Genomic DNA, 20,087 nt, shown 5'->3' with positions numbered 1-20,087 from the left:
CCCTAACGGTCGCCCTCGTCCGGCTCGACGTCGCCGCAGGTCTCGGTGCCTCCGGTCACAGCGCCGCCCGGTCCGGGAGCGGCTTCGGGGACGTCCTCAGCCGGTTCGCCGAGCCCGAGCTCGGCGTCGGCCTCGGCTTCGAACTCCGCGTCCTCGGCGAAAATCTCCTCGTCCTCTTCGGACTCTTCAGAGTTCTCGGAGGCTTCAGCCGCTTCGAGCTCCTCGACGGCTTCGGCCGCTTCTTCGGCGTCGACGTCGTCGGCGTCCTGGAAGGCCTCGTTGTCTTCGAGCGCTTCGGGCGGCGGTGCGGCCGGCTCGTGCTCGCCGGTGAAGAACGCGACGAACGACCCCGGGATGACGATCCAGCAGAACGCGACGATCGAAGCGACGCCGACCGGGACGCTCACCGGGTCGAACGGGCCGTCACCGAGCCGCCCGCCGGCCAGCGTGCCCAGCACGACGCAGCCCAGCGCGACGACGGCACCGGCGACCGCGACCGCGCGGATGCGCTGCGCCGGATCGGCGTCGGCCTTGCGCAGCGACCAGCCGGCCAGCGCGCCGGCCGCCGCGGGCAGCACCAGCAGCGCCGGCCACCAGGCCGCGTGGTGCTCGGGCAGGCCGCCGAGCAGCGGGACGGCGGGCACGGCGCCGCCGCGGTAGCCGAACATGCCGACGGAGAGCGGCCCGATCGAGAACCCGGGCCCGGTGACGAAGGACAGCGCGGCCGCCACGGCGTTCGGCAGGTACAGCAGCGAGAGCAGGAAGAGCCCGAAACTGGTGCCGAACCCGGGTTCATAGGTGCCGGACACCGTCGCCCACGACAGCCCGGTCGCGACGGTGAACACGGCGGCACCGCCGGCCACCAGGATCGCCAGGCTCATCGCGCCGACGCGCAGCCCGCGCAGCGCGAGCGGGTCGATGCGGTCGGCGACGGCGTCCGGCAGCCCGCACGACCGGGTGATGCCCGCGCACGAGGCTGCGGCGGCCAGCAGCCCGGGCACGGCGAAGGCGAGCGCCGGGTTGGCCGTCACCGGCGAACCCTGCGCGCAGAGCGCGACGACGAGCCCGAACACCGCGTGCGTGCCGGTGATCGTGATCAGCACCGGCCGGGCTTCGCGGAACGACCGGCAGCCGAGGCGCCGGGCGGCGCCGGACGCCGTCCGCCCCGCGAGGGCGACCACGCCCAGCGTCGGCAGCAGCGGCAGCAGTCCGAGGGGGTGGCCGCCGATACCGAGGCGCACCTGGTGCGCGGCGAGCCAGCCGGGCCCGGCGGCCAGCAGCACGCCGGTGGTGGAGAAGGCGGAGCGGCCCGCGGTGAGGGCGACCAGGGCCAGCACGGTCGCGACGGCGGCGTAGCCGGTGACCAGCGGTCCGAGAGCGGCGGCGAGCAGCACGCGCAGCCGGGACGCCGGGGCGGGTTCGACGCCGGGTCCGGGCTCGCCCACCGCTTCACCCGGCGGGTGGGGGTCGTCGGTGAGCAGCTCCATGATCAGCACCCTGACATCCGGGCTGCTCCGTCCGGGTGAGCCACGCCGCCACCGGGCGCGGGAGCTCACCCGGTCGGGGCTCCCCCGACGAAGAACACCCGCTGTGACATAGAGCGTCACAGCGGGTGTTCGAAGCGGGGCGGCGTCAGTTCGACTTGCCGAAGCCACCGGGCGGCGTGCCCGGGTTCTCCGGCGGCGGCTGCTGGAAGAACTGGCCCTGCTGCGGGGCGTAGGTCGTGGCCTGCTGCCCCGGCGGCGGGGTGGTCGACGGCGGGTTCGGCGAGCCGTACTGGCCCGGCTGCGAGAACGGCGCCGACGGCTCCCCGGTGGGGGCGACCGGGCCCGACCCGTGGCCCGGCTGGCCGAACTGCTGACCGGGCTGACCCGACTGGCCGCCGTACTGCTGCTGGCCCGGCTGGCCGTACTGGCCGCCGTAGGACGGCGCGGCGGGCTTCGGCGACGGCGGCTTGATGACGTCGTGCGCGATCAGCAGCGCCCCGACCGCGACGAGCATCTGCAGGATCCCCAGGATCAGGATGACGGTGACGATGCCGGGCGAGGTCTGCAGCCCGACGAGGGTGTCCAGGACCTCGAGTGCGCCGAGGACGCTGAACAGCGCCGCGAACGGCAGCGTCCTCGGGCCCTTGGGCAGCGCGTGCAGCGCGGCGAGCAGGCCACCGCCGAGCAGGAACGTCCCGCCGAGGCCGACTTCACCGTTGTCGGAGAAGCCGAGGAAGTACTGCACGAGGCCGAGGCCGGCGACGACCAGGGCCAGCAGCAGCGGCAGGTTCTGGGGCAGGCCCGTCCCGCCGGAGGGCGCCTGGTGCGAAGGCGGCGCCTGTTGTTGTTGCTGCTGCTGCGACGGGAAGCTACTGGACGGCGGTCCGGGGGGCTGCTGGCCGCCACCCTGCTGGGGGTAGCCGGGCCCACCGCTGGGGAAGGTCATCGGATGCACTCCTGTCGGTTCCACCGGCACTCCGGGCGCGCGGGCGCCCGGAAGAAGACGAGGCGGCTAGTGTGCGCAGAACGCTAGCGCACTCCGCGGCCGCCAGCCCACCAGACGTGTGAATCCGCCGCGCGGTTTCCTGCCGGAACGCGGAAAGGCCGGGCACCCGTTCGGGTGCCCGGCCTCACCAGGCGTTACGTCCCCGTTTTCACCGGGGGTCCGGGGGCGGGCCCCCGGCCCCGGGGGCTTGCCCCCGGGACAACACGGCGGTCAGCCCAGGTTGTTGTACAGCTCACGCGCGAGGACGGCGGTCTCGCTCGGGGTCTTGCCGACCCTGACGCCGGCGGCCTCGAGGGCCTCCTTCTTCGCGGCGGCCGTGCCGGAGGAGCCCGACACGATGGCGCCGGCGTGGCCCATGGTCTTGCCCTCGGGCGCGGTGAAGCCCGCGACGTAGCCGACGACCGGCTTGGTCACGTTCGCCTTGATGTAGGCCGCGGCGCGCTCTTCGGCGTCGCCGCCGATCTCGCCGATCATCACGATGACCTTGGTCTCGGGGTCCGCCTCGAACGCCTCGAGGGCGTCGATGTGCGTGGTGCCGATGATCGGGTCACCGCCGATGCCGACCGCCGTCGAGAAACCGATGTCCCGCAGCTCGTACATCATCTGGTAGGTCAGCGTGCCGGACTTCGACACGAGGCCGATGTTGCCGGGGCCGGTGATGTCGGCCGGGATGATGCCGGCGTTCGACTTGCCCGGGCTGATCACGCCGGGGCAGTTCGGGCCGATGATCCGGGTCGTGTTGCCCTTCGCGACGGCGTGGGCCCAGAAGTAGGCCGAGTCGTGCACCGGGATGCCCTCGGTGATCACCACGGCCAGCGGGATCTCGGCGTCGATCGCCTCGAGGACCGCGTCCTTGGCGAACTTCGGCGGCACGAAGATGACCGACACGTCGGCGCCGGTCTCCTTGATCGCCTCTTCGACGGTGCCGAAGACCTTGAGGTCTTTGCCCTCGATGGTGACGGTCTGGCCGGCCTTGCGGGCGTTGACGCCGCCCACGATGTTCGTGCCGGACTTCAGCATCTTGGTGGCGTGCTTCATGCCCTCGGAGCCGGTGAGCCCCTGGACGATGACCTTGCTGTTTTCGTTCAGGAAGATCGACATCTCACGCACCTGCCGCGGCGAGCTCGGCAGCCTTGTCGGCCGCGTTGTCCATTGTGTCCACCACGGTGACCAGCGGGTGGTTCGCGTCCGCGAGGATCTGGCGACCCTCGACGACGTTGTTGCCGTCCAGGCGGACGACCAGCGGCTTGGTGGCCTCGTCGCCCAGGATCTTCAGGGCCTCGACGATGCCGTTCGCCACCGCGTCGCAGGCGGTGATGCCGCCGAAGACGTTGACGAAGACGCTCTTCACGTCGGTGTCGTTGAGGATGACGTCCAGCCCGGCCGCCATGACCTCGGCCGACGCGCCGCCGCCGATGTCGAGGAAGTTCGCCGGCTTCACGCCGCCGTGCTTCTCGCCCGCGTACGCCACGACGTCCAAAGTGGACATCACGAGGCCCGCGCCGTTGCCGATGATGCCGACCTGGCCGTCGAGCTTGACGTAGTTGAGGTTCTTGGCCTTGGCCTTCGCCTCGAGCGGGTTCTCCGCGTCCTTGTCCACCAGGGCCTCGTGGCCCGGCTGGCGGAAGTCCGCGTTCTCGTCGAGGGTGACCTTGCCGTCGAGGGCGATGATCTTGTCCTGCGGGTCACGGACCAGCGGGTTGACCTCGACCAGGGTGGCGTCCTCGGAGACGAAGGTCTCCCAGAGCTTCACCACGACGTCGGCGGCTTCGTCGATGATGTCGGCCGGGAAGTTGCCGGCCTTCAGGATCTCGAGCGCCTTCGCCTTGTCGACACCGGTGATCGAGTCGACCGGGATCTTGGCGAGCGCCTCGGGGCGCTCGACGGCGAGCTGCTCGATCTCCATGCCGCCCTCGGAGGACGCCATCGCCAGGAAGGTCCGGTTGGACCGGTCCAGCAGGAAGGAGAAGTAGTACTCGGACGCGATGTCCGAGGCTTCGGCCACGAGCACGCGACGCGTGATGTGACCCTTGATGTCGAGGCCGAGGATGGCTTCCGCCTTCTCCTTCGCCTCGTCCGGGGTCTGGGCCAGCTTGACGCCGCCCGCCTTCCCACGGCCGCCGACCTTCACCTGCGCCTTGACGACGACCTGGTTACCGATGTGCTCCGCGGCGGCCTTGGCTTCTTCGGGGGTGCTAGCCACCGAGCCCGGCAGAACCGGTACTCCGTGGGCGGCGAAGAGATCCCTCGCCTGGTACTCGTAGAGGTCCACTACTCCAGTCTCCTGACGACACGCCACTGCAGGTGGTCCGCGACCGGACCGCGCTGTCGGACCAGTCGAGGTTAGCGACCTGCGCAGACGCAGGGGACTCCGCACCTGGTGAAGTCGGTCACCGTACGCGGTCAGACGGTGCTTCACCGGTGTGAGACCGCCCACCGGCGAGCCGTTTCACCACCTCCGAGGCGGTCTCGGCGGTGAAGACGGGGACACCCCCGAGCGCGTCCTCGAGGTCTTCGGGCGGAGCGGCACCGAGCACGCCGACCGCGTCCGGGTCTTCTTGTTCGGCGGTGCGGACGATCTGTTCGACGGTGACCACGGGCCCGGCGTGGACGACCTCCACGCCGTCGTCGCGCAGCAGACGGCCCAGCGCGACGGCGGCCGGGTCGGGGCGGGTGAACTCGACGAGCAGCACCCGCAGCCGGTCACGGCGCATGGCGGTCACGGCGCATGGCGGTCACGGCGCATGGCGGTCATGGCGGACGGCGTTCGCCGACCCACGGCGGTCACGGCGCACGGCGTTCCCCGGCGGCGGACCTGTCGCCGGCGGACTTGCCGGCGGCCGACATGCCGGCGGCGGCGAGCAACGCGGCCGTGGCGGCGAGCGCGACCCAGAACCCGGCGGCCGGGCTCGCCCCGCCGAGCGTGCCGCCGACGAGCGGCAGCTCCGCGGCGTGCAGCGCGGTCAGCAGGGCGGCGCCGACGAGCAGCGCGGCCGCCGGCTTCGGCCGGGACCGTGTCGCGAGCGCGGTGGCGCCGACGACGACCGCGGCGGCGGTCAGCAGGCCCCACGACGGCGTGTCGAGGTGGGACCAGAGGCCGGCGGCGACGTAGCCGGGAACGGCGAAGACGGGCAGCCCGAACGCGGCGACGGCCAGGACCGCACCGGCCGCGACGGGGGCGAGGTTCTTGTGGTCCGGCTCGGTGGCGTCGCCGGCGTCTTCGCGTTCGACGACACCGGTGCCCGCGGCGGCGAGCGCGGCCAGGGCGGCGAGCACGAGCGCGGCGAACGTCCAGGCGGCGCCGGCCCCGAGGTCGTAGCTGAAGACGGGGGCGGCCGCGCCCCCGAAGCCGGCGAGGTTGCCGGCCTGGGTGGCGGTCAGCGCGGTGTTGAGGACGGCCGTGCCGGCCAGCACGATCCCGGCCCAGGCGACCCCGAGCACGGGCCGCGCGACGGCGGCGGTCTTCGGGACGAGCACGCCGGCGGCGGGGACGGCGAGCACGAGCGCGGCGACGAGGAGGAACCAGCGCGCGGGACTGTCGGCGGCGGCGCTGACCGGCGTGGTGGCGCCCGGGTTCAGCGCGGTGACGGCGACCTGCGGGGCGAAGGCGCCGATGAGCGCGGCGATGGCGGTGGCGAGACCGAGCAGGCCGGTGGTGAGCCGCCACCAGAAGAGGCCGGGAAGCTTCGCGCTGCCGGCGAGGTCGGTTTCGGTCTTTCCGGTGCGCTCGGTCAACCGCGTGCCCGCGAGGCCCGCGACGATGGCCGTCGCGACGAGCGCGAGCGCAGGTCCCCAGGTGACGTGCAGATCGTCTCGGAAGAGCCCGGCGAGAACGGGCGGCGCGGCCACCCCGAAGGCGGCGGCGGCCAGCCCGGCGAGAGCACCCCGGGCGACGTGCTCGGCCGGAGCGGCGAGGGCGAGCGCGGCGGCCAGCGGCAGGGCGGCGGCGATCAGGAGGTAGCCGCCGAGCGCGGGCCAGGGGCCTTCGAAGGCGGCGCGGGCGAGCAGGAAGCCGTTGTCGGAGTGGACGGGTGCGGTGAGCAGCCCGGCCCCGGCGACGACGGCGAGCAGCGGGACGAGCAGCCGCCACCGCCGCCGTTCGGGTTCGTCGTGGTTCCGGAGGGCCCGCCAGGCGACGACCCCGGCGGCCGCGGTCAGGACGTGCCCGGCGACGAGCAGCCAGAACCCGCCGCCGACGGCGGAGCTGTCGAGAAACCGGTCGGGCAGGTAGAGCTCGGGCCGGATGGTGAGCGGGCCGTTGACGGCGAACTGCAGGTCGAGGACCAGCCGCCCGGGAGCGAGGGCGGCGAGGCCGAGGACGAGGCCGCCACCGAGGCCGGGTTTCCCCGCGGCGGCAAACCGGATCGCGGCGACGGCGGGAGCGAGAGCGAGCAGGGCAAGCCAAGGCCAGCTGGTGAACCCGGGCCCGGCGGCGGGCGAGACGGGAACAAATCCGGCGGCGGCGAGGGCAACGGCTCCTAGGGCGGCCAGGACGAGGGCGGTTTTCAGGGCGCGTGAGGGGCGGGTTTCCGTGTCGTCGGCCCAGGGCTCGCTCTCGTTGGCAGCTGAGGGTTTGGGCTTGCCGGGCGTGCGCCCGGCGGTGGACTTTGGTTGCGAGGGGTTGCCGGGTGTCCGGGCAGCTCGGCCGGTCGATGCGGGCTGGGGGGAACTGCCTGCGGCCTTGGCCTGCACTCCGGAAGCGATGCCGGCGGCAGGCACGGGCCGGGTCGGCTCGCCGGACTTGGCCGCGTCGGCGGAAACTCCGGGCGCAATTGGGCTGCCTCCCGCAGCTGGAACGGGCCGCGTTGGCTCACCGGACTGGGCGGCGGCGGCCGAGCCGCCCGCCGAAGCGGTACCGCCGGGTGCGCCCGCGGCCGGGACGGGGCGCGTTGGCTCGTTCGAACCCGGTGCGCTCCGGGCCGTGGAGGCCGGGCTCTGCGCAGGCTCTTGGCGGGCGGGGGGCGGGCTCGGGGCCGCGTTCGCCGGACCTCGTGCCTCGGGCTCTTGGCGGGGGCCGGGGGTGCTTCCGGTGGGAGGCTCTGCGCGTGGGGGCATATTGCCCGCGACGCTAGCAAGTTCGCGCCGCCCGGGAGCCGTGGCGGGGCGCGAGTCGTCGGATGCGCTTCAACCCTCCTCCGCACTTCGTTATTCCGGCCTTCGGAGCCTTCAGGAGGCGCAAGGAGGCCCCGTTGGGCCTTTTGGCGGACCTTCACCACCCGTCAAGCCTGTAAGGCAAGTCACACCGAACGCCGTAAACCCCCTCTAACTTTGGGTGATTTACACAGGTGAGCCGCGTGCCGGTTCCACCCGATCGGCCGACAGCGGGGGCACGTCTTGCCGACAGCGGTACCCCTTCGTTACTGTCCCGGGGTCCCCATTACAGTCAGGTCACGAAGTAGGACGACGAGCAAACCACCCCCGAGGTTGGCTCACCGGGTTCCCCCGCCCACAGTCCTCGACCCGGCTCCCCGACGATGGAAGGCCCTGTCTTGGCTTCACACCGCTCCCCCGGCGGCCAAGCTCCTTCCCCGGCATTGAAGGACGCACTGGAAGGTGCGGTCGTTCGTGTCCGGGGTGCGCACCGCATCGCCCCGCCCTCTTCGGCCCTCCGCGGCCGTGTCGTGGTTGCCGCTGTTGCGGCTGGTGCGTTCGCCGCTGCTGCTGCGGGCTCGACCCTCAAGACAGTCACCGACTCCGACGCCGCCTTCACCCCCCTGGCCAACAGCCAGGACGCCAGCGCTTCGCTGACCGCGGGAGGTGCGGGCTCCGGGGGCGCTCCGGAACTCCTGCCCACCGGCCACACCGTCGACGCCTCCGCCGAAGCCGCGAAGCTCGCTGACAGCGCTTCTGTCACGCAGGCTCGTGAGCAGCGCGAAGCCGACGCCGCCAAGAAGGCCGCCGAAGAAGCCTCCCGCCCCAAGACCTGCCTGCCCGCGCACGGCACCTTCACCTCGGGCTTCGGTGCCCGGTGGGGCACGAGCCACCTCGGCATCGACATCGCCAACGCCATCGGCACCCCGATCTACGCCGCCTCCGACGGCACCGTGATCGAGGCCGGCCCCGCCAGCGGCTTCGGTCTCTGGGTGCGGGTGCAGCTCGACGACGGCACGATCCAGGTCTACGGCCACATGAACAGCTTCTCCGTCAAGGAGGGCCAGAAGGTCAAGTGCGGCCAGCAGATCGCCGAGATCGGCAACCGCGGCCAGAGCACCGGCCCGCACCTGCACTTCGAGGTGTGGCAGAACGGCACCAAGAAGATCGACCCGCGGCCCTGGCTCGCCGCGCGCGGCATCGTTCTCTGATCCGTTCGCTCCCGGCACGGGAGCAGGCACCAGCACGTACGACAGCGGTAACCCGGCCGTAGAGCGACCACCCGCTCCGGCCGGGACACCGCGGGCAGCAGCAGGCGAAGGGCGCTGGACACACGCGCTCCGCCGAGCCGCTCGTACGCTGAAACCGGTCACAAGATCAAGGTTGGCCACTGCGGGCCAAACACAAACACCCGGATCGGGTACGTCTTCGCTCCCCGGCGCAGGCCGCCGGACACCATCGAGCGGATCCGGCCAGGTCACCGCGCCCGACCCGACCGGGCTTTCCGGACGAAGTTCGCACGCGTCGATCTTGAGGCCGATCGCCCCCGGCAGCGGAAACTCCCCAGGCCGCAGCGGATCCCCGCCGGCGTCCGATGTCACGGGAAAGCGGATCCAGGCCGCCCACAGCCGCCTCAGCGCCCGCAACGGGCTACCGCTGCCCGCCCGGTAACCGGCGGATGAAGTACGCCACCGCGACCTGCCACACCGTGCACAGCTCCGCCGGCTGCCGGACCGGCAACCAGCCCCAGGGCACAGCTCCCCTTGCGCCCCCCGCGGAGCGGACACGCGCGGCACTCCGGGCTCTGGTCGTCCAGCGGCGTCCCCGGCCGCAGGTGACACAACGCCCGTCCGCACCGAGCTCGTGCTGCCTGAGCAGCGCTCGCCAGGCGGCGGCCAGCCGGCACGCCTCCGCTCCCGCACGCGAAGGAATTCCCGAAGCCCCCGAAGGCTCCCGACCCCGATCCGGAACCGTCGACCCCAGGACTCCTCGCAGGTATTTTTGTACCCCCTCGGCCAACAGCCCAAACAGCACCGCGTCCACACCACTTTACCCCCTCCGTCGAACCTTTGTTCGATCGCAGGGTCAGTTCTACCGGGTGGGTACGACGATTCCGGCGGCGATCGAAGTGATCGCCGCCGGATTCACTCGGACGGGTGGCGCTACAGCTAGAGCTTCACCATCGGCACGCTGCCGATCAGCATCAGGCGGACCTTGCCCGCCGCGCCGAAGTCGATCGTGGCCGTGGCCCGCGGGCCGACGCCGTCGCAGGAGATCACCGTGCCGAGGCCGTACTTGTCGTGGCTGACGCGGTCGCCGACGTCCAGCTTCAGCGCCACCGTGTCCTTCCAGCCCTTGCCGAACGACGGCGTGCCCGACGAAGACGGCGAAGAAGACCGCCGGCCGCCCCAGGTGGTCGCCGCCCGCGGGGTGCCGCGCGAACCGGAACCGAAGGAGCCGAAGCCGCTGCTGGACGGCTCCAGCCGCCGCCAGTCGACCAGGTCCGGCGGCAGCTCGTCGAGGAACCGCGAAGCCGGGTTCATCGACGGCTGGCCCCACGCCGAGCGCGTGATCGCGCGCGAGACGTACAACCGCTTCCTGGCGCGGGTGATCGCGACGTACGCCAGCCGTCGCTCCTCGGCCAGCTCCGCCGGGTCGCCCAGCGCCCGCATGTGCGGGAAGACGCCGTCCTCCCAGCCGGTGCAGAACACCACGGGGTACTCCAGGCCCTTCGCGGTGTGCACGGTCATCAGCGTGACCACGCCCGCGCCGCCGTCGCCTTCCTCGCCGCCGTCGGGCGAAGGCACCGAGTCGGCGTCCGCGACCAGCGAAACGCGTTCGAGGAACGCCGGCAGCGAGCCCGGCGCCGGGACGCCGTCCTCGACGACCGGCTCGGCGTTCTCGTCCGCGGCGACCTCGGCGGTGATCTCGGTGAACTCCCGCGCGACGGTGACGAGCTCGTCGAGGTTTTCCACGCGCGTGTGGTCCTGCGGGTCTTCCGACTCCTCGAGCTCGATGCGGTAACCGGTCTTGTCCAGCACCGCTTCCAGGACGTCGTGCACCTCGGCGCCGTCCGCCACCAGCATCCCGAGCTCGTCGAGCATGGCCACGAACCCGCCGATCGCCTTGACCGAGCGCGGGTTCAGCAGCGGCACCTTGCCCTCGACGGCGTCCCGCAGCGCCTGGGCGAAGGAGATCCGCTCGCGCTCGGCGTGCGTCGCCACGACGGCCTCCGCGCGGTCGCCGATGCCGCGCTTGGGCACGTTCAGCACGCGCCGCAGGCTGACCGTGTCCTCGGGGTTCGCCAGCACGCGCAGGTACGCGATCATGTCGCGGACCTCGCGGCGCTCGTAGAACCGCACGCCGCCGACGACCTTGTACGGCAGGCCGAGCCGGATGAAGATCTCTTCGAAGACGCGGGACTGGTTGTTGGTGCGGTAGAAGACGGCGACGTCGGAGTAGTCGGCTTCGCCCTTCTCCGCCAGCGCGTCGATTTCGCCCGCGACGAACGCTGCTTCGTCGTGGTCGTTGTCCGCGACGTAGCCGACGATCTTCTCGCCGTCGCCCGAATCCGTCCACAGCCGCTTGGCCCGCCGGTTCGGGTTCCGCTCGATCACGGCGTTGGCCGCGTTCAGGATCGTCTGCGTGGAGCGGTAGTTCTGCTCCAGCAGGATGGTGTGCGCGTTCGGGAAGTCCCGCTCGAACTCCTCGATGTTGCGGATCGTCGCGCCGCGGAAGGCGTAGATCGACTGGTCTGCGTCACCGACGACGACCAGCTCGGCCGGCTCGACGCCCGCTTCGTTCGGCGCGGTCCCGGCCAGCTCGCGGACCAGGGTGTACTGCGCGTGGTTCGTGTCCTGGTACTCGTCGACCAGCACGTGGCGGAAGCGCCGCCGGTAGTACTCGGCGACGTCCGGGAACGTCTGCAGCAGCGAGACCGTGCGCATGATGAGGTCGTCGAAGTCGAAGGCGTTGGCCTGGTTCAGCCGCCGCTGGTATTCGCCGTAGACCTCGGCGACGCGGCGCTCGAGGTCGTTGCCCGCGTTCGCCGCCGCGGTCTCCGGGTCGGTGAGCTCGTTCTTCAGGTTCGAGATGTGCACGGCGAGCGTGCGGGCGGCGTAGCGCTTCGGGTCGATGTCGAGGTCCCGCGCCACCAGGGTGATCAGCCGCTTGGTGTCGTCGGAGTCGTAGATGGAGAAGCTCGACGACATGTCCAGGACCTTGGCCTCGCGGCGCAGGATCCGCACGCACATGGAGTGGAACGTCGACACCCACATCGCGTTCGCGCGGCGCCCGACGAGCGCGGCGACGCGCTCGCGCATTTCGGCGGCGGCCTTGTTGGTGAACGTGATCGCCATGATTTCGCCGGGGTGCACCCGGCGTTGCCCGAGCAGGTAGGCGATCCGGCGGGTCAGCACCCGGGTCTTGCCCGAACCCGCGCCCGCCACCACCAGCAGCGGGCCACCGGCGTGGGTGACCGCTTCGCGCTGGGCGGGGTTGAGGTCGTCGAGCAGCTCGGCCTGCCCGCCGGCGGCGGGCTTGCGCACAGGGGTCGCGGCGGGGAGATCGAAGAGGGTGTCCATCGTGCGTCCACGCTACCCCGGGTGGGTGGGAGTGCGGCACAGCGTGCCGAGGCGGGTCGGGCGGGCGGACGCCCGGTCGGCGCGAGCGGCTACGGCGGTGGGCGTAGCTCCGGATGTCGCCTGCCACCCGACGCGCCGCGGGTTCCACGCGCGGAGCATCGGCGACATGGAAGACACCAGCTCCGCCCGCATCCGGGCCGCCGACGCCGATCGTGAACGCGTCGCCACCACCGTCCAGACCGCCGGTGCCGAAGGCCGGCTCACCCTCGACGAGGTCGAAGAACGCCTCAGCCGCGTCTACTCCGCGCGGTTCACCGACGAACTCGCCGCGCTCACCACCGACCTGCCGCGGCCCGCGCCGCCGTCGCCCGGCTTCCCGCTGACCCGGGAGGCGCTGCGGCGCCATCCCGCGCTGCGCGTCCACCTCGCCGTCGTGGTCGCGATCGCCGTGCTGGTGGTCGTCCGGTGGGCGGTGCTGGGCGCCGGGTTCTTCTGGCCGGCGTTCCCGGTGTTCTGGCTCGGGATGAGCCTCTTGGTCCACGCCCGGGTGCGCTCGGTCCGGCAGCGGCCCCGTGCCGCTGTGCCATACTGACCGCATGCGGCACCACGCGAAGCGATTTTTCTACGGGACCCGGACTCCGGCTCCCGTGATCGCGTAGTGCCCGAACCGCCATCACGCCAGCCCCGGAGTCCACGGACCCGGGGCTGTCGCCGTCCCTGGGGCCGAATCCGGGCTTCAAGGAAGAGGTCCCGATGAACGCACACGCGACGAACGCCGACGGCCAGCCCGCCGAGCACACTCCCGCGGGCGACGACATCGCGTCGCTCCGGGAGGAGATCGACTGGCTGGACAAGGAGATCCTGCGGCTGGTCAAACGCCGGGTCGAGGTGTCCAAGACGATCGGGGCCGCGCGGATGGCCGCCGGCGGCACGCGCATCGTCTACAACCGCGAGATGGACGTGCTCGCGCGCTACCGCGAACTCGGCCCCGACGGCCGGCAGCTGGCCATGGCGCTGCTGAACCTGGGCCGCGGGCGGCTCGGCCGGTAACGGTTACCCGAATTCGGGGACTTCCCCGAGGCACCGGGGGCCCCGGTGCGGGCAGACTGGGGTCATGGACTGGCTCGTTAACCTCATCGCCGTCATCGTCGCGCTCGCGAGCGTGCTGGCCGCGCTGGGCCATGTGGGGTATCTGGCGTTGCTCAACAACGCGGCGGGTAAGCGGGCCGGGGGCGCTCCGGTGGCGCAGTACGTCAAGAGCAGGTGGGCCGTTGCCGGCGGTACCACCGCGGCTTCGCTCTTCGCCTGGTTGCTCACGGCCGGGGGACCGACGCTGGACATCTTCGCGATCATCGTCGCCGCGGGTAGCGGCGTGGTGGCGACGAAGGCGCTGCAATCCACGCGCGACCGTTACCGCACGGGAGGCTGAAACTCCTGATCAGGGCCGATGGCGCTGGGTGAAACTTCACAGCGTCACCATCGCCCGTTCGGTCGCGCCCGACCGAGTGAAACCTCTGCAACTTGCAGGTTTGGGGGCGACTTTCTCCGCCGGATGCTCCTAGGGTTGACGGCGTGAGGACCCTTGCGTCTGGGTCGGGCGATGCCCGCGGGACGCGCGGGGGCACTGGCCCCGCGCGCCTCCAGTCGCGTGCGCGTGCATTTGCGCAGGATTCCGAACAGGATTCCGCGCGTGAGGGTGCTCCGATCGGGTCGTCTCGCCGCCGGATGGCGTCAGGACCGCACCGCCGGGTGGTCGAGCCCACATGAGCCAAGGCACGGAGTTCCACGGGCACGCCGCGGCGGCCGCGCATCCCGGGCGGCACCGGCGCGGCGGCGCGGAGAGCTGGACGCCCCCGCTGCCCCAGCACCGCCCGGTGCGCCACCACGCGGCCGGAGCGGCGCCCGAGCCGGGCTCGCTTCCGTTGCGGCGACAGGGGTCTGGTGAGGCGCCGGAGGGTGGCTCGTATTCCTTGCGGTACCGCGGGGTGGCCGACGCGGCGGACGGTGGCTCGCCTCCCGTGCGGTACCGGGGGGCGGCCGAGGCGCCGGGAGACTCCTGTTTCTGGCCGCACTACACGCCGGCCGAGCCGCCCGAAGGTGGCTCCCACCCCCGGTGGCACCGCGGAGCGGCCGAACCGCCGGAAGACTCCGGTTTCTGGCCGCATTACGCGCCCGCCGAGCCGCCCGGAGGTGGCTTCCTTCCCTTGCCGCACTACCCCTCGGCCGGATCGCCGGAGGGCGGCAGCCGCCCTTTCCCGCGCCGCGCCACCGAACCCGCGCCGGCCGATCCGCCGGTGTCCGGGTCTCTGCCGCTTCCGCAGCCGTCGCTGCCGCAACCGCGGGACCGGCGGCCCTCGTCGCCGCTCTTTCCGGCCGCGCACGGCAGTCTCCCGCTCGACGCCTTCGAAGACGACGACCTCGATCCCGGCCCGGACGAGGCGCCGGCCGCCGAAAGCCGTGCCGACCTGGCCGCCCGGCGCACCCGCGTCTCGCTGGTCGCGCCCGAGCCGCGGGGTGCGGACTTCGACGATGACGACGTCCGCATCTACTCCGCCCCTCCCCTCGACGGCCTGGGCGGCTTCACGATCGGGTCCGTTCCCGCGTCGGTGACGCCGCCGAAGACGTGGCGGAAGGCCGCCTGGTTCGCCACCGGTGCGTCCGGTGCCGTGGTCGTCGGCCTGCTCTGCGCCGGCTCCTTCCTGGTCGGGAAGCCGCCGATGGACCAGGCCGTGCAGGGCGCGTGGCCCGGCTACCAGGGCGTGCCGACGATCGCCGACCCCACCGGCGAGCACCGGCCGCCGACGCAGGGCGGCTCCGCGCCGGAGCCGGAATCCGCGTCGCGGCCGGAAACCACCTCCGGGAAGGCCCAGAGCGGCGGTGGCGCCGGGCCGGTCGACGGCGTGGCTCCCCCGCCCGCCCGCGGCACCGCCACCCCCGCCTCCCCGGCGAAGCCCGGCCCGGCCGAGCCGGGCGCGACCCCGCGGAAGCCGCCGGTCACGCCCGCCCAGCGCGAAACCCCGGTCAAGCCGCCGTGGTGGTACTCCTTCCCGCCGGACGCCCAGACCATGGGGGACAACTCGGAGAAGTTCTTCAACACCGTCACCACCGACCCGTCCGCGGCGTCGTCGGTGACCACCGGCCACCTGCACGACCAGGGGCCGCAGGCGCTCGCCGACCGGTACGCCGGGATCGCCTACTTCGAGGTCAAGAAGGTCAGCATCGACCAGCAGCGCGGCGTCACGGTCAACACCGTCGAAGTCACCCACACCGACGGGACCAAGACCGTCGAGGAGCGCACCTTGACCTTCGGCGACGGCGACAAGATCACGGCTGACGGTCAGTAGCGGATCCTGCACGTGCGGTTCGCCCGTTCTGATGCACGTGCGGTGCGCCGAGCGGTTATGCCTGGTCCGGGTGGGTGACATAAGCTGCCGCTCGTCGTGTGGCGACGGCATTCCGGCGACAGAGCCTGGTGGTCGCCGTCCGCACAGGGTTACCTGACGACAGCGAATCCGGAAACCGGCCACGAGTCGGCCGACCGGACCAACGGAAACCCGGCCGAACGGCCGAGTGACCGTCCCCGGAACCCAGAGCGAGGACTTTCGTGCTTGATCGGCAGCGCACACGGCGTGAGTCACCTCACGCCGTCCGCGTCGAGGACGTCATCCCGGCCGAGATCCTGGACGGCGTCGCCGACGCCCGCAGCGCGAGCCGCAAGATCCAGGCCGTCAAGGACTTCTACGCCAAGATCGCCCGTGACTCGGCGGGCGCGCTGGCGCTCCTGAGCCCGGCACTGGTCGAGGGGACGGCCGGCGAGCTGGTCCGCACCTGGAGCGCGATGGACGCCATCGACGTCCAGGAGGCCGACACGCAGATCAAGCCGGACGGCTCGATCCTCGCTGTCGCGACGCTGCACCGGCCGGACGGTGCCCTGGTGCGCGTGACCCAGCTGTTCCGGGTCGCCGACAGCGGCGGGCTGATCACCGAAGCCGAGCTCGTCTCGGCCCAGTACATGTAGCCCACGGCGACCACCCCTTCACCCCTGGTTCAAGTGCCCGTGCCGAATTCGTGTGCGCAGAGTGAGCGCCTAGCCTTGTCACGGACCGGTCTCGGAAAAGCCGGTTCAGAGCCCACGACATGTGCATACGCTCCAACGAAGCGGCGTGCTCGTGGCCGCGTCACCAGGCACCGATCCGCCCGTCCTGGTGAAGCCGGAGCCCAAAGGGAGGTCGCGTGAGCGACGAGGGTCGTCTGGTCGCCGATCGATACCGCATCGTCGGCCGGATCGGCACGGGCGCGATGGGGGCCGTCTGGCAGGCGCACGACGAGGTCCTGGGCCGCACCGTGGCCATCAAGCAGCTCCTGCTCCAGCCGCACCTGGACGAGCACGACGCCGAGGACGCCCGCCAGCGGACGATGCGCGAGGGCCGGATCGCGGCCCGGCTGCACCACCCCAACGCGATCTCCGTCTTCGACGTCGTCACCGACGACAACGGCCAGCCGTGCCTGATCATGGAGTACCTCAACTCCACCAGCCTGGCCGCCGTGCTGCAGGAGCGCCGCACGCTGCCGCCGACCGAGGTCGCGCGCATCGGCGCCCAGGTCGCCGCGGCACTGCGCGAGGCGCACGCGGTCGGGATCGTGCACCGCGACATCAAGCCGGGCAACATCCTCCTCGGCGCCAACGGCACCGTGAAGATCACCGACTTCGGCATCTCGCGGGCCAAGGACGACGTCACGGTCACCAAGACCGGGATGATCGCCGGCACTCCCGCCTACCTGGCCCCCGAGGTCGCCATCGGCGGCGAGCCGGGGCCGGAGTCCGACGTCTTCTCGCTCGGCTCCACGCTCTACGCGGCGTGCGAGGGCCAGCCGCCGTTCGGGCTGTCCGAGAACACGCTGAGCCTGCTGCACGCGGTCGCCGCCGGGCAGATCAACCCGCCGCGCCAGTCCGGGCCACTGGCCAGCGTGCTGGCCGTGCTGCTGCACCCGGAAATCGAGCACCGGCCGACCGCCGAGGAGTGCGAGGAACTGCTCGCCGCCGTCGCCCGTGGCGAGACGCCGCTCGGCGGCCCGGCCGACGAGACCATGATGGCGCCGTCCGCCGGCGTCCTCGGCGCGGCCGCCGTCGCCGACCCGAACGCGACGCAGATGTTCGACGAGATCCCCGCGGGTCACTCGGGCACGCTGCTCGCCGGCGGCGGGGCGCCGACGCAGGCCGTGCCGTACTACGACGATGACGACTACCCGGAGGGCACCGGCTACCCGGAGGACGACTACGACGGGTACGGCCACTACCCCGAGGACGACCACCACGCGGCCGGGGGCGTGCCGCCCGGGCTGGCCGCGACCCGCGCCGTGCCGGTGCCGCCGCACGAGCAGGGGTACGAGGACGACTACGACGATTACGACGACGATCCCGAGCCGCCCCCGGCCCGGTCCCGGCCCCAGCTGAGCCCGGTCGACGACGACGAGGGCAAGCCGGGCGCGTGGAAGCGCCCGGCGATCATCGGCGGCATCGTGGTCGTGGGCCTGGTCGCGCTCGTCGTCTGGCTGCTGAGCCCGAACAACCCGGAGGCCCCGGCCGCGCCGGTGCCCAGCAGCAAGCCGTCGCCCGTCGCGACGTCGCAGTCGGAGCCGTCCACGACCCAGGACTCGTTCACCCCGGTGGAGGTGCCCCCTCCCGCGTCGGAGACGACCTCGTCGACGAAGCGCGCGACGACCTCGCGGGCGACCGAAACGCCGGTGACCACGACGCCGAAGACGACTCCGAAGACGACCACACCTACGGAGTCGACTCCGGAAACGACGCCTACCACGCCGGTGACGTCCACACCACCCCCCACGTCGTGACCCGAGGTAAGTCTTGAGTTCTGAAGGCACCATCGTCGGCGGCCGGTTCCGGCTGGACCAGCCGATCGGCCGCGGCCGCGCGGGCATCGTGTGGCTCGCGTTCGACACGCGGCTGTTCCGCACCGTCGCGATGAAGCGGATGTACCTGCCGGTCGGCGCGGGTGAGCGCGCCGAGCAAGCGCGGGCCGCCGCCATGCAGGAAGGCAAGGACGCGGCCCGGATCGAGCACCCGTGCGCGATCAAGGTGTTCGACGTGCTGCCGGACGGCCAGGACGTCTGGCTGGTGATGGAGTACATCCCGTCGCGCAGCATGGCGACGTTCCTCGCCGAGCACGGCCGGCTCACCCCCGACCAGGCGGCACTGCTGGGCATCCAGCTCGGGAACGCGCTGGCGGCCATCCACGGGGCCGGCTTCGTGCACCGCACCCTCGAGCCGGGCACGGTGCTGCTGGCCGACGACGGCGGCGTCAAGCTCACCGACATCGGCATCAGCGGCGGCGGGCCGAGCCCGGCGTACGTGGCGCCCGAGGTCGCCCGCGGGCTGCCGGGCACGCCGGCGTCGGACGTCTTCTCCCTCGGCGCGACGCTCTACACGTCCGTGGAGGGCGTGCCGCCGTTCGGGGACGACGGCCAGTCGTCCGAACGCCCGCCGCAGAACTCGGGCGTCCTGACCGAGGCGCTGCGCAAGATGCTGCGCGCGGACCCGACCACCCGGCCGACGATGGCGGACACCGTCCACTCGCTGAAGGCGATCACCGAAGGCCGCGAGACGGCGTTCATCCCGCCGACCGCGCCGGCGATGCCGACCATGCCCGTCGGCTGGCCGGCAACGCAGGGCGCCCCGCAGATGCCGCCCCAGGGGCCGCCGATGGCGCCGTCGGGCCCGCAGTTCCAGCCGCAGTACCCGATGACGCCGCCGCCCGGCTACGCGCAGGGAGCGACGCAGCAGATCCCGCCGGTCCCGCCGGCTTCGCAGATGACGCAGTACGCGCCGCCGCCCGCTGCCGCGGCGCAGCAGGCCGAGGCCTGGAACCTGCCGGTGTCGAAGAAGACGCTGGTCACCGTGGCCGCGATCCTCGCCGCGGTGCTGGTCGGCATCCTCGTCACGGAGCTGTTCTTCGTCTAGGCCACCTTGGCGGTCGCCGCGCGCATGGCTTCCAGCAGCGTGCGGACGGCCGGGTGGCCCCAGGCGCGCGACGCGACGGCGGCGTGGATGGCGCGGAAGGGTTCCGGGTTGCGGATCCGGCGGACGACGACGCCGGGGTGCTGCGCACCGAGCCCCAGCTCCGGGATCAGGCCGACGCCGATGCCGGCCGCCACGAACCCCTGCGCCGTCTGGTAGTCCTCGGATTCGACGACGACGTTCGGGGTGAACCCGGCGGACGCGCACGCGCTGTCCAGGATGTCTCGGCAGATGCCGGGCAGGCCGTCGACGCCGACCCAGGCTTCCTCGGCGAAGTCCGTCAGGTCGAGCACGCGCTTGCGGGCCAGCGGGTGGGTCTTCGGCAGCACGGCCCGGTACGGGTCGTCCAGCAGGTGCACCAGCTCGACCCCCTTGGCGGGCGGCGTCCGGCGCGGGAAGACGGTGATGGCGACGTCGGCGTGGCCCGCCTCGACGTCGACCATCGGGTCGTCCGGCTCGACGAGCTTGAGGTCGAGGCGCACGCCGGGGTGCTCGCGGCGGACCGCGGCGATGGCGGGCGGGACCAGCGACGCACCGGCCGTGGCGAAGTAGCGGATGGTGACGCGGCCGGTGCGGCCCTCCTTGAGCTCGGTCAGCGCCGCCTCGGCCTTGGCGAGCTCGGTGCTGAGCGTCTCGGCGTGTTCGCACAGCAGCGCACCCGCCGCCGTCGGCCGGACGCCCCGCCCGACGCGTTCGAGCAGTTCGGTGCCGGCCTCGCGCTCCAGCGTGGACAGCTGCTGGCTGATCGCGGACGGCGTGTAGCCCAGGTTGCGGGCCGCGGCGGTGATCGACCCGCTGGTGATGACGGCACGGAGGACCTGCATGCGGCGGACGTCCAGCATGCCCTCGATCGTACAGATCAGCTTAAGTGTTCATGCAGTTAA

The 20,087-nt window shown here is 72.4% G+C and carries 16 protein-coding genes; 8 read left to right on the top strand and 8 right to left on the bottom strand.

Annotated elements, in window-relative coordinates:
* Positions 1-2: 2 nt before the first annotated feature.
* From ISP_RS04090 to ISP_RS04065, 6 genes are all read right to left on the bottom strand, one after another.
* Positions 3-1,496: a cell division protein PerM gene (locus ISP_RS04090; protein ID WP_013222718.1), complete on the bottom strand. Its 1,494-nt coding sequence runs from the start codon at positions 1,494-1,496 to the stop codon at positions 3-5.
* 136 nt (positions 1,497-1,632) lie between these two features.
* Positions 1,633-2,433, bottom strand: coding sequence for a DUF5336 domain-containing protein (locus tag ISP_RS04085; RefSeq protein ID WP_013222717.1), 801 nt, complete (start codon positions 2,431-2,433; stop codon positions 1,633-1,635).
* Between the two features lie 270 nt (positions 2,434-2,703).
* Positions 2,704-3,594, bottom strand: a complete 891-nt coding sequence (sucD, locus tag ISP_RS04080; protein WP_013222716.1) for a succinate--CoA ligase subunit alpha — start codon at positions 3,592-3,594, stop codon at positions 2,704-2,706.
* Position 3,595: 1 nt separating this feature from the next.
* Entirely contained in the window at positions 3,596-4,765 is a 1,170-nt protein-coding gene (gene sucC / locus ISP_RS04075; protein ID WP_013222715.1) for an ADP-forming succinate--CoA ligase subunit beta, read from the bottom strand.
* Between the two features lie 118 nt (positions 4,766-4,883).
* Positions 4,884-5,207 (bottom strand): hypothetical protein, encoded by a 324-nt coding sequence (locus tag ISP_RS04070; protein WP_014466598.1) that lies wholly within the window; start codon positions 5,205-5,207, stop codon positions 4,884-4,886.
* A 70-nt stretch (positions 5,208-5,277) separates the two neighbouring features.
* On the bottom strand, positions 5,278-7,185 hold the full coding sequence (locus tag ISP_RS04065; protein WP_014466597.1) for a hypothetical protein: 1,908 nt from the start codon (positions 7,183-7,185) through the stop codon (positions 5,278-5,280).
* Positions 7,186-8,114: 929 nt separating this feature from the next.
* Between ISP_RS04065 and ISP_RS04060 the strand changes: the two genes are divergently transcribed.
* Complete coding sequence (locus tag ISP_RS04060) at positions 8,115-8,795, top strand: M23 family metallopeptidase (protein WP_013222712.1); 681 nt, start codon at positions 8,115-8,117, stop codon at positions 8,793-8,795.
* A gap of 957 nt (positions 8,796-9,752) precedes the next feature.
* Here ISP_RS04060 and pcrA read toward each other — a convergent pair.
* Positions 9,753-12,167 (bottom strand): DNA helicase PcrA, encoded by a 2,415-nt coding sequence (gene pcrA, locus ISP_RS04055; RefSeq protein ID WP_013222711.1) that lies wholly within the window; start codon positions 12,165-12,167, stop codon positions 9,753-9,755.
* Between the two features lie 166 nt (positions 12,168-12,333).
* Between pcrA and ISP_RS04050 the strand changes: the two genes are divergently transcribed.
* The 7 genes from ISP_RS04050 (at position 12,334) to ISP_RS04020 (ending at position 19,146) form a co-directional block, all read left to right on the top strand.
* On the top strand, positions 12,334-12,759 hold the full coding sequence (locus ISP_RS04050; RefSeq protein WP_013222710.1) for a DUF1707 SHOCT-like domain-containing protein: 426 nt from the start codon (positions 12,334-12,336) through the stop codon (positions 12,757-12,759).
* Positions 12,760-12,920: 161 nt separating this feature from the next.
* A complete protein-coding gene (locus ISP_RS04045) occupies positions 12,921-13,217 on the top strand; it encodes a chorismate mutase (RefSeq protein WP_013222709.1) in 297 nt (98 codons plus the stop codon).
* Between the two features lie 64 nt (positions 13,218-13,281).
* Complete coding sequence (locus tag ISP_RS04040) at positions 13,282-13,596, top strand: hypothetical protein (protein ID WP_013222708.1); 315 nt, start codon at positions 13,282-13,284, stop codon at positions 13,594-13,596.
* A gap of 334 nt (positions 13,597-13,930) precedes the next feature.
* Entirely contained in the window at positions 13,931-15,511 is a 1,581-nt protein-coding gene (locus ISP_RS04035) for a hypothetical protein (RefSeq protein WP_230468705.1), read from the top strand.
* A gap of 260 nt (positions 15,512-15,771) precedes the next feature.
* On the top strand, positions 15,772-16,185 hold the full coding sequence (locus ISP_RS04030) for a hypothetical protein (protein WP_013222706.1): 414 nt from the start codon (positions 15,772-15,774) through the stop codon (positions 16,183-16,185).
* Between the two features lie 215 nt (positions 16,186-16,400).
* The gene (locus ISP_RS04025) at positions 16,401-18,020 is read left to right on the top strand and encodes a serine/threonine-protein kinase (RefSeq protein WP_013222705.1); all 1,620 of its coding nucleotides are present in this window, start codon (positions 16,401-16,403) and stop codon (positions 18,018-18,020) included.
* A 13-nt stretch (positions 18,021-18,033) separates the two neighbouring features.
* Entirely contained in the window at positions 18,034-19,146 is a 1,113-nt protein-coding gene (locus tag ISP_RS04020) for a serine/threonine-protein kinase (protein WP_013222704.1), read from the top strand.
* Here ISP_RS04020 and ISP_RS04015 read toward each other — a convergent pair.
* Positions 19,143-20,045: a LysR family transcriptional regulator gene (locus ISP_RS04015; protein ID WP_013222703.1), complete on the bottom strand. Its 903-nt coding sequence runs from the start codon at positions 20,043-20,045 to the stop codon at positions 19,143-19,145. The two genes, ISP_RS04020 and ISP_RS04015, sit on opposite strands and share 4 nt — an antisense overlap.
* Positions 20,046-20,087: the final 42 nt, after the last annotated feature.

Source organism: Amycolatopsis mediterranei, assembly GCF_026017845.1.
In the GTDB taxonomy this organism is placed as follows: domain Bacteria; phylum Actinomycetota; class Actinomycetes; order Mycobacteriales; family Pseudonocardiaceae; genus Amycolatopsis; species Amycolatopsis mediterranei.
This window is presented reverse-complemented; position numbering and strand designations above follow the sequence as displayed.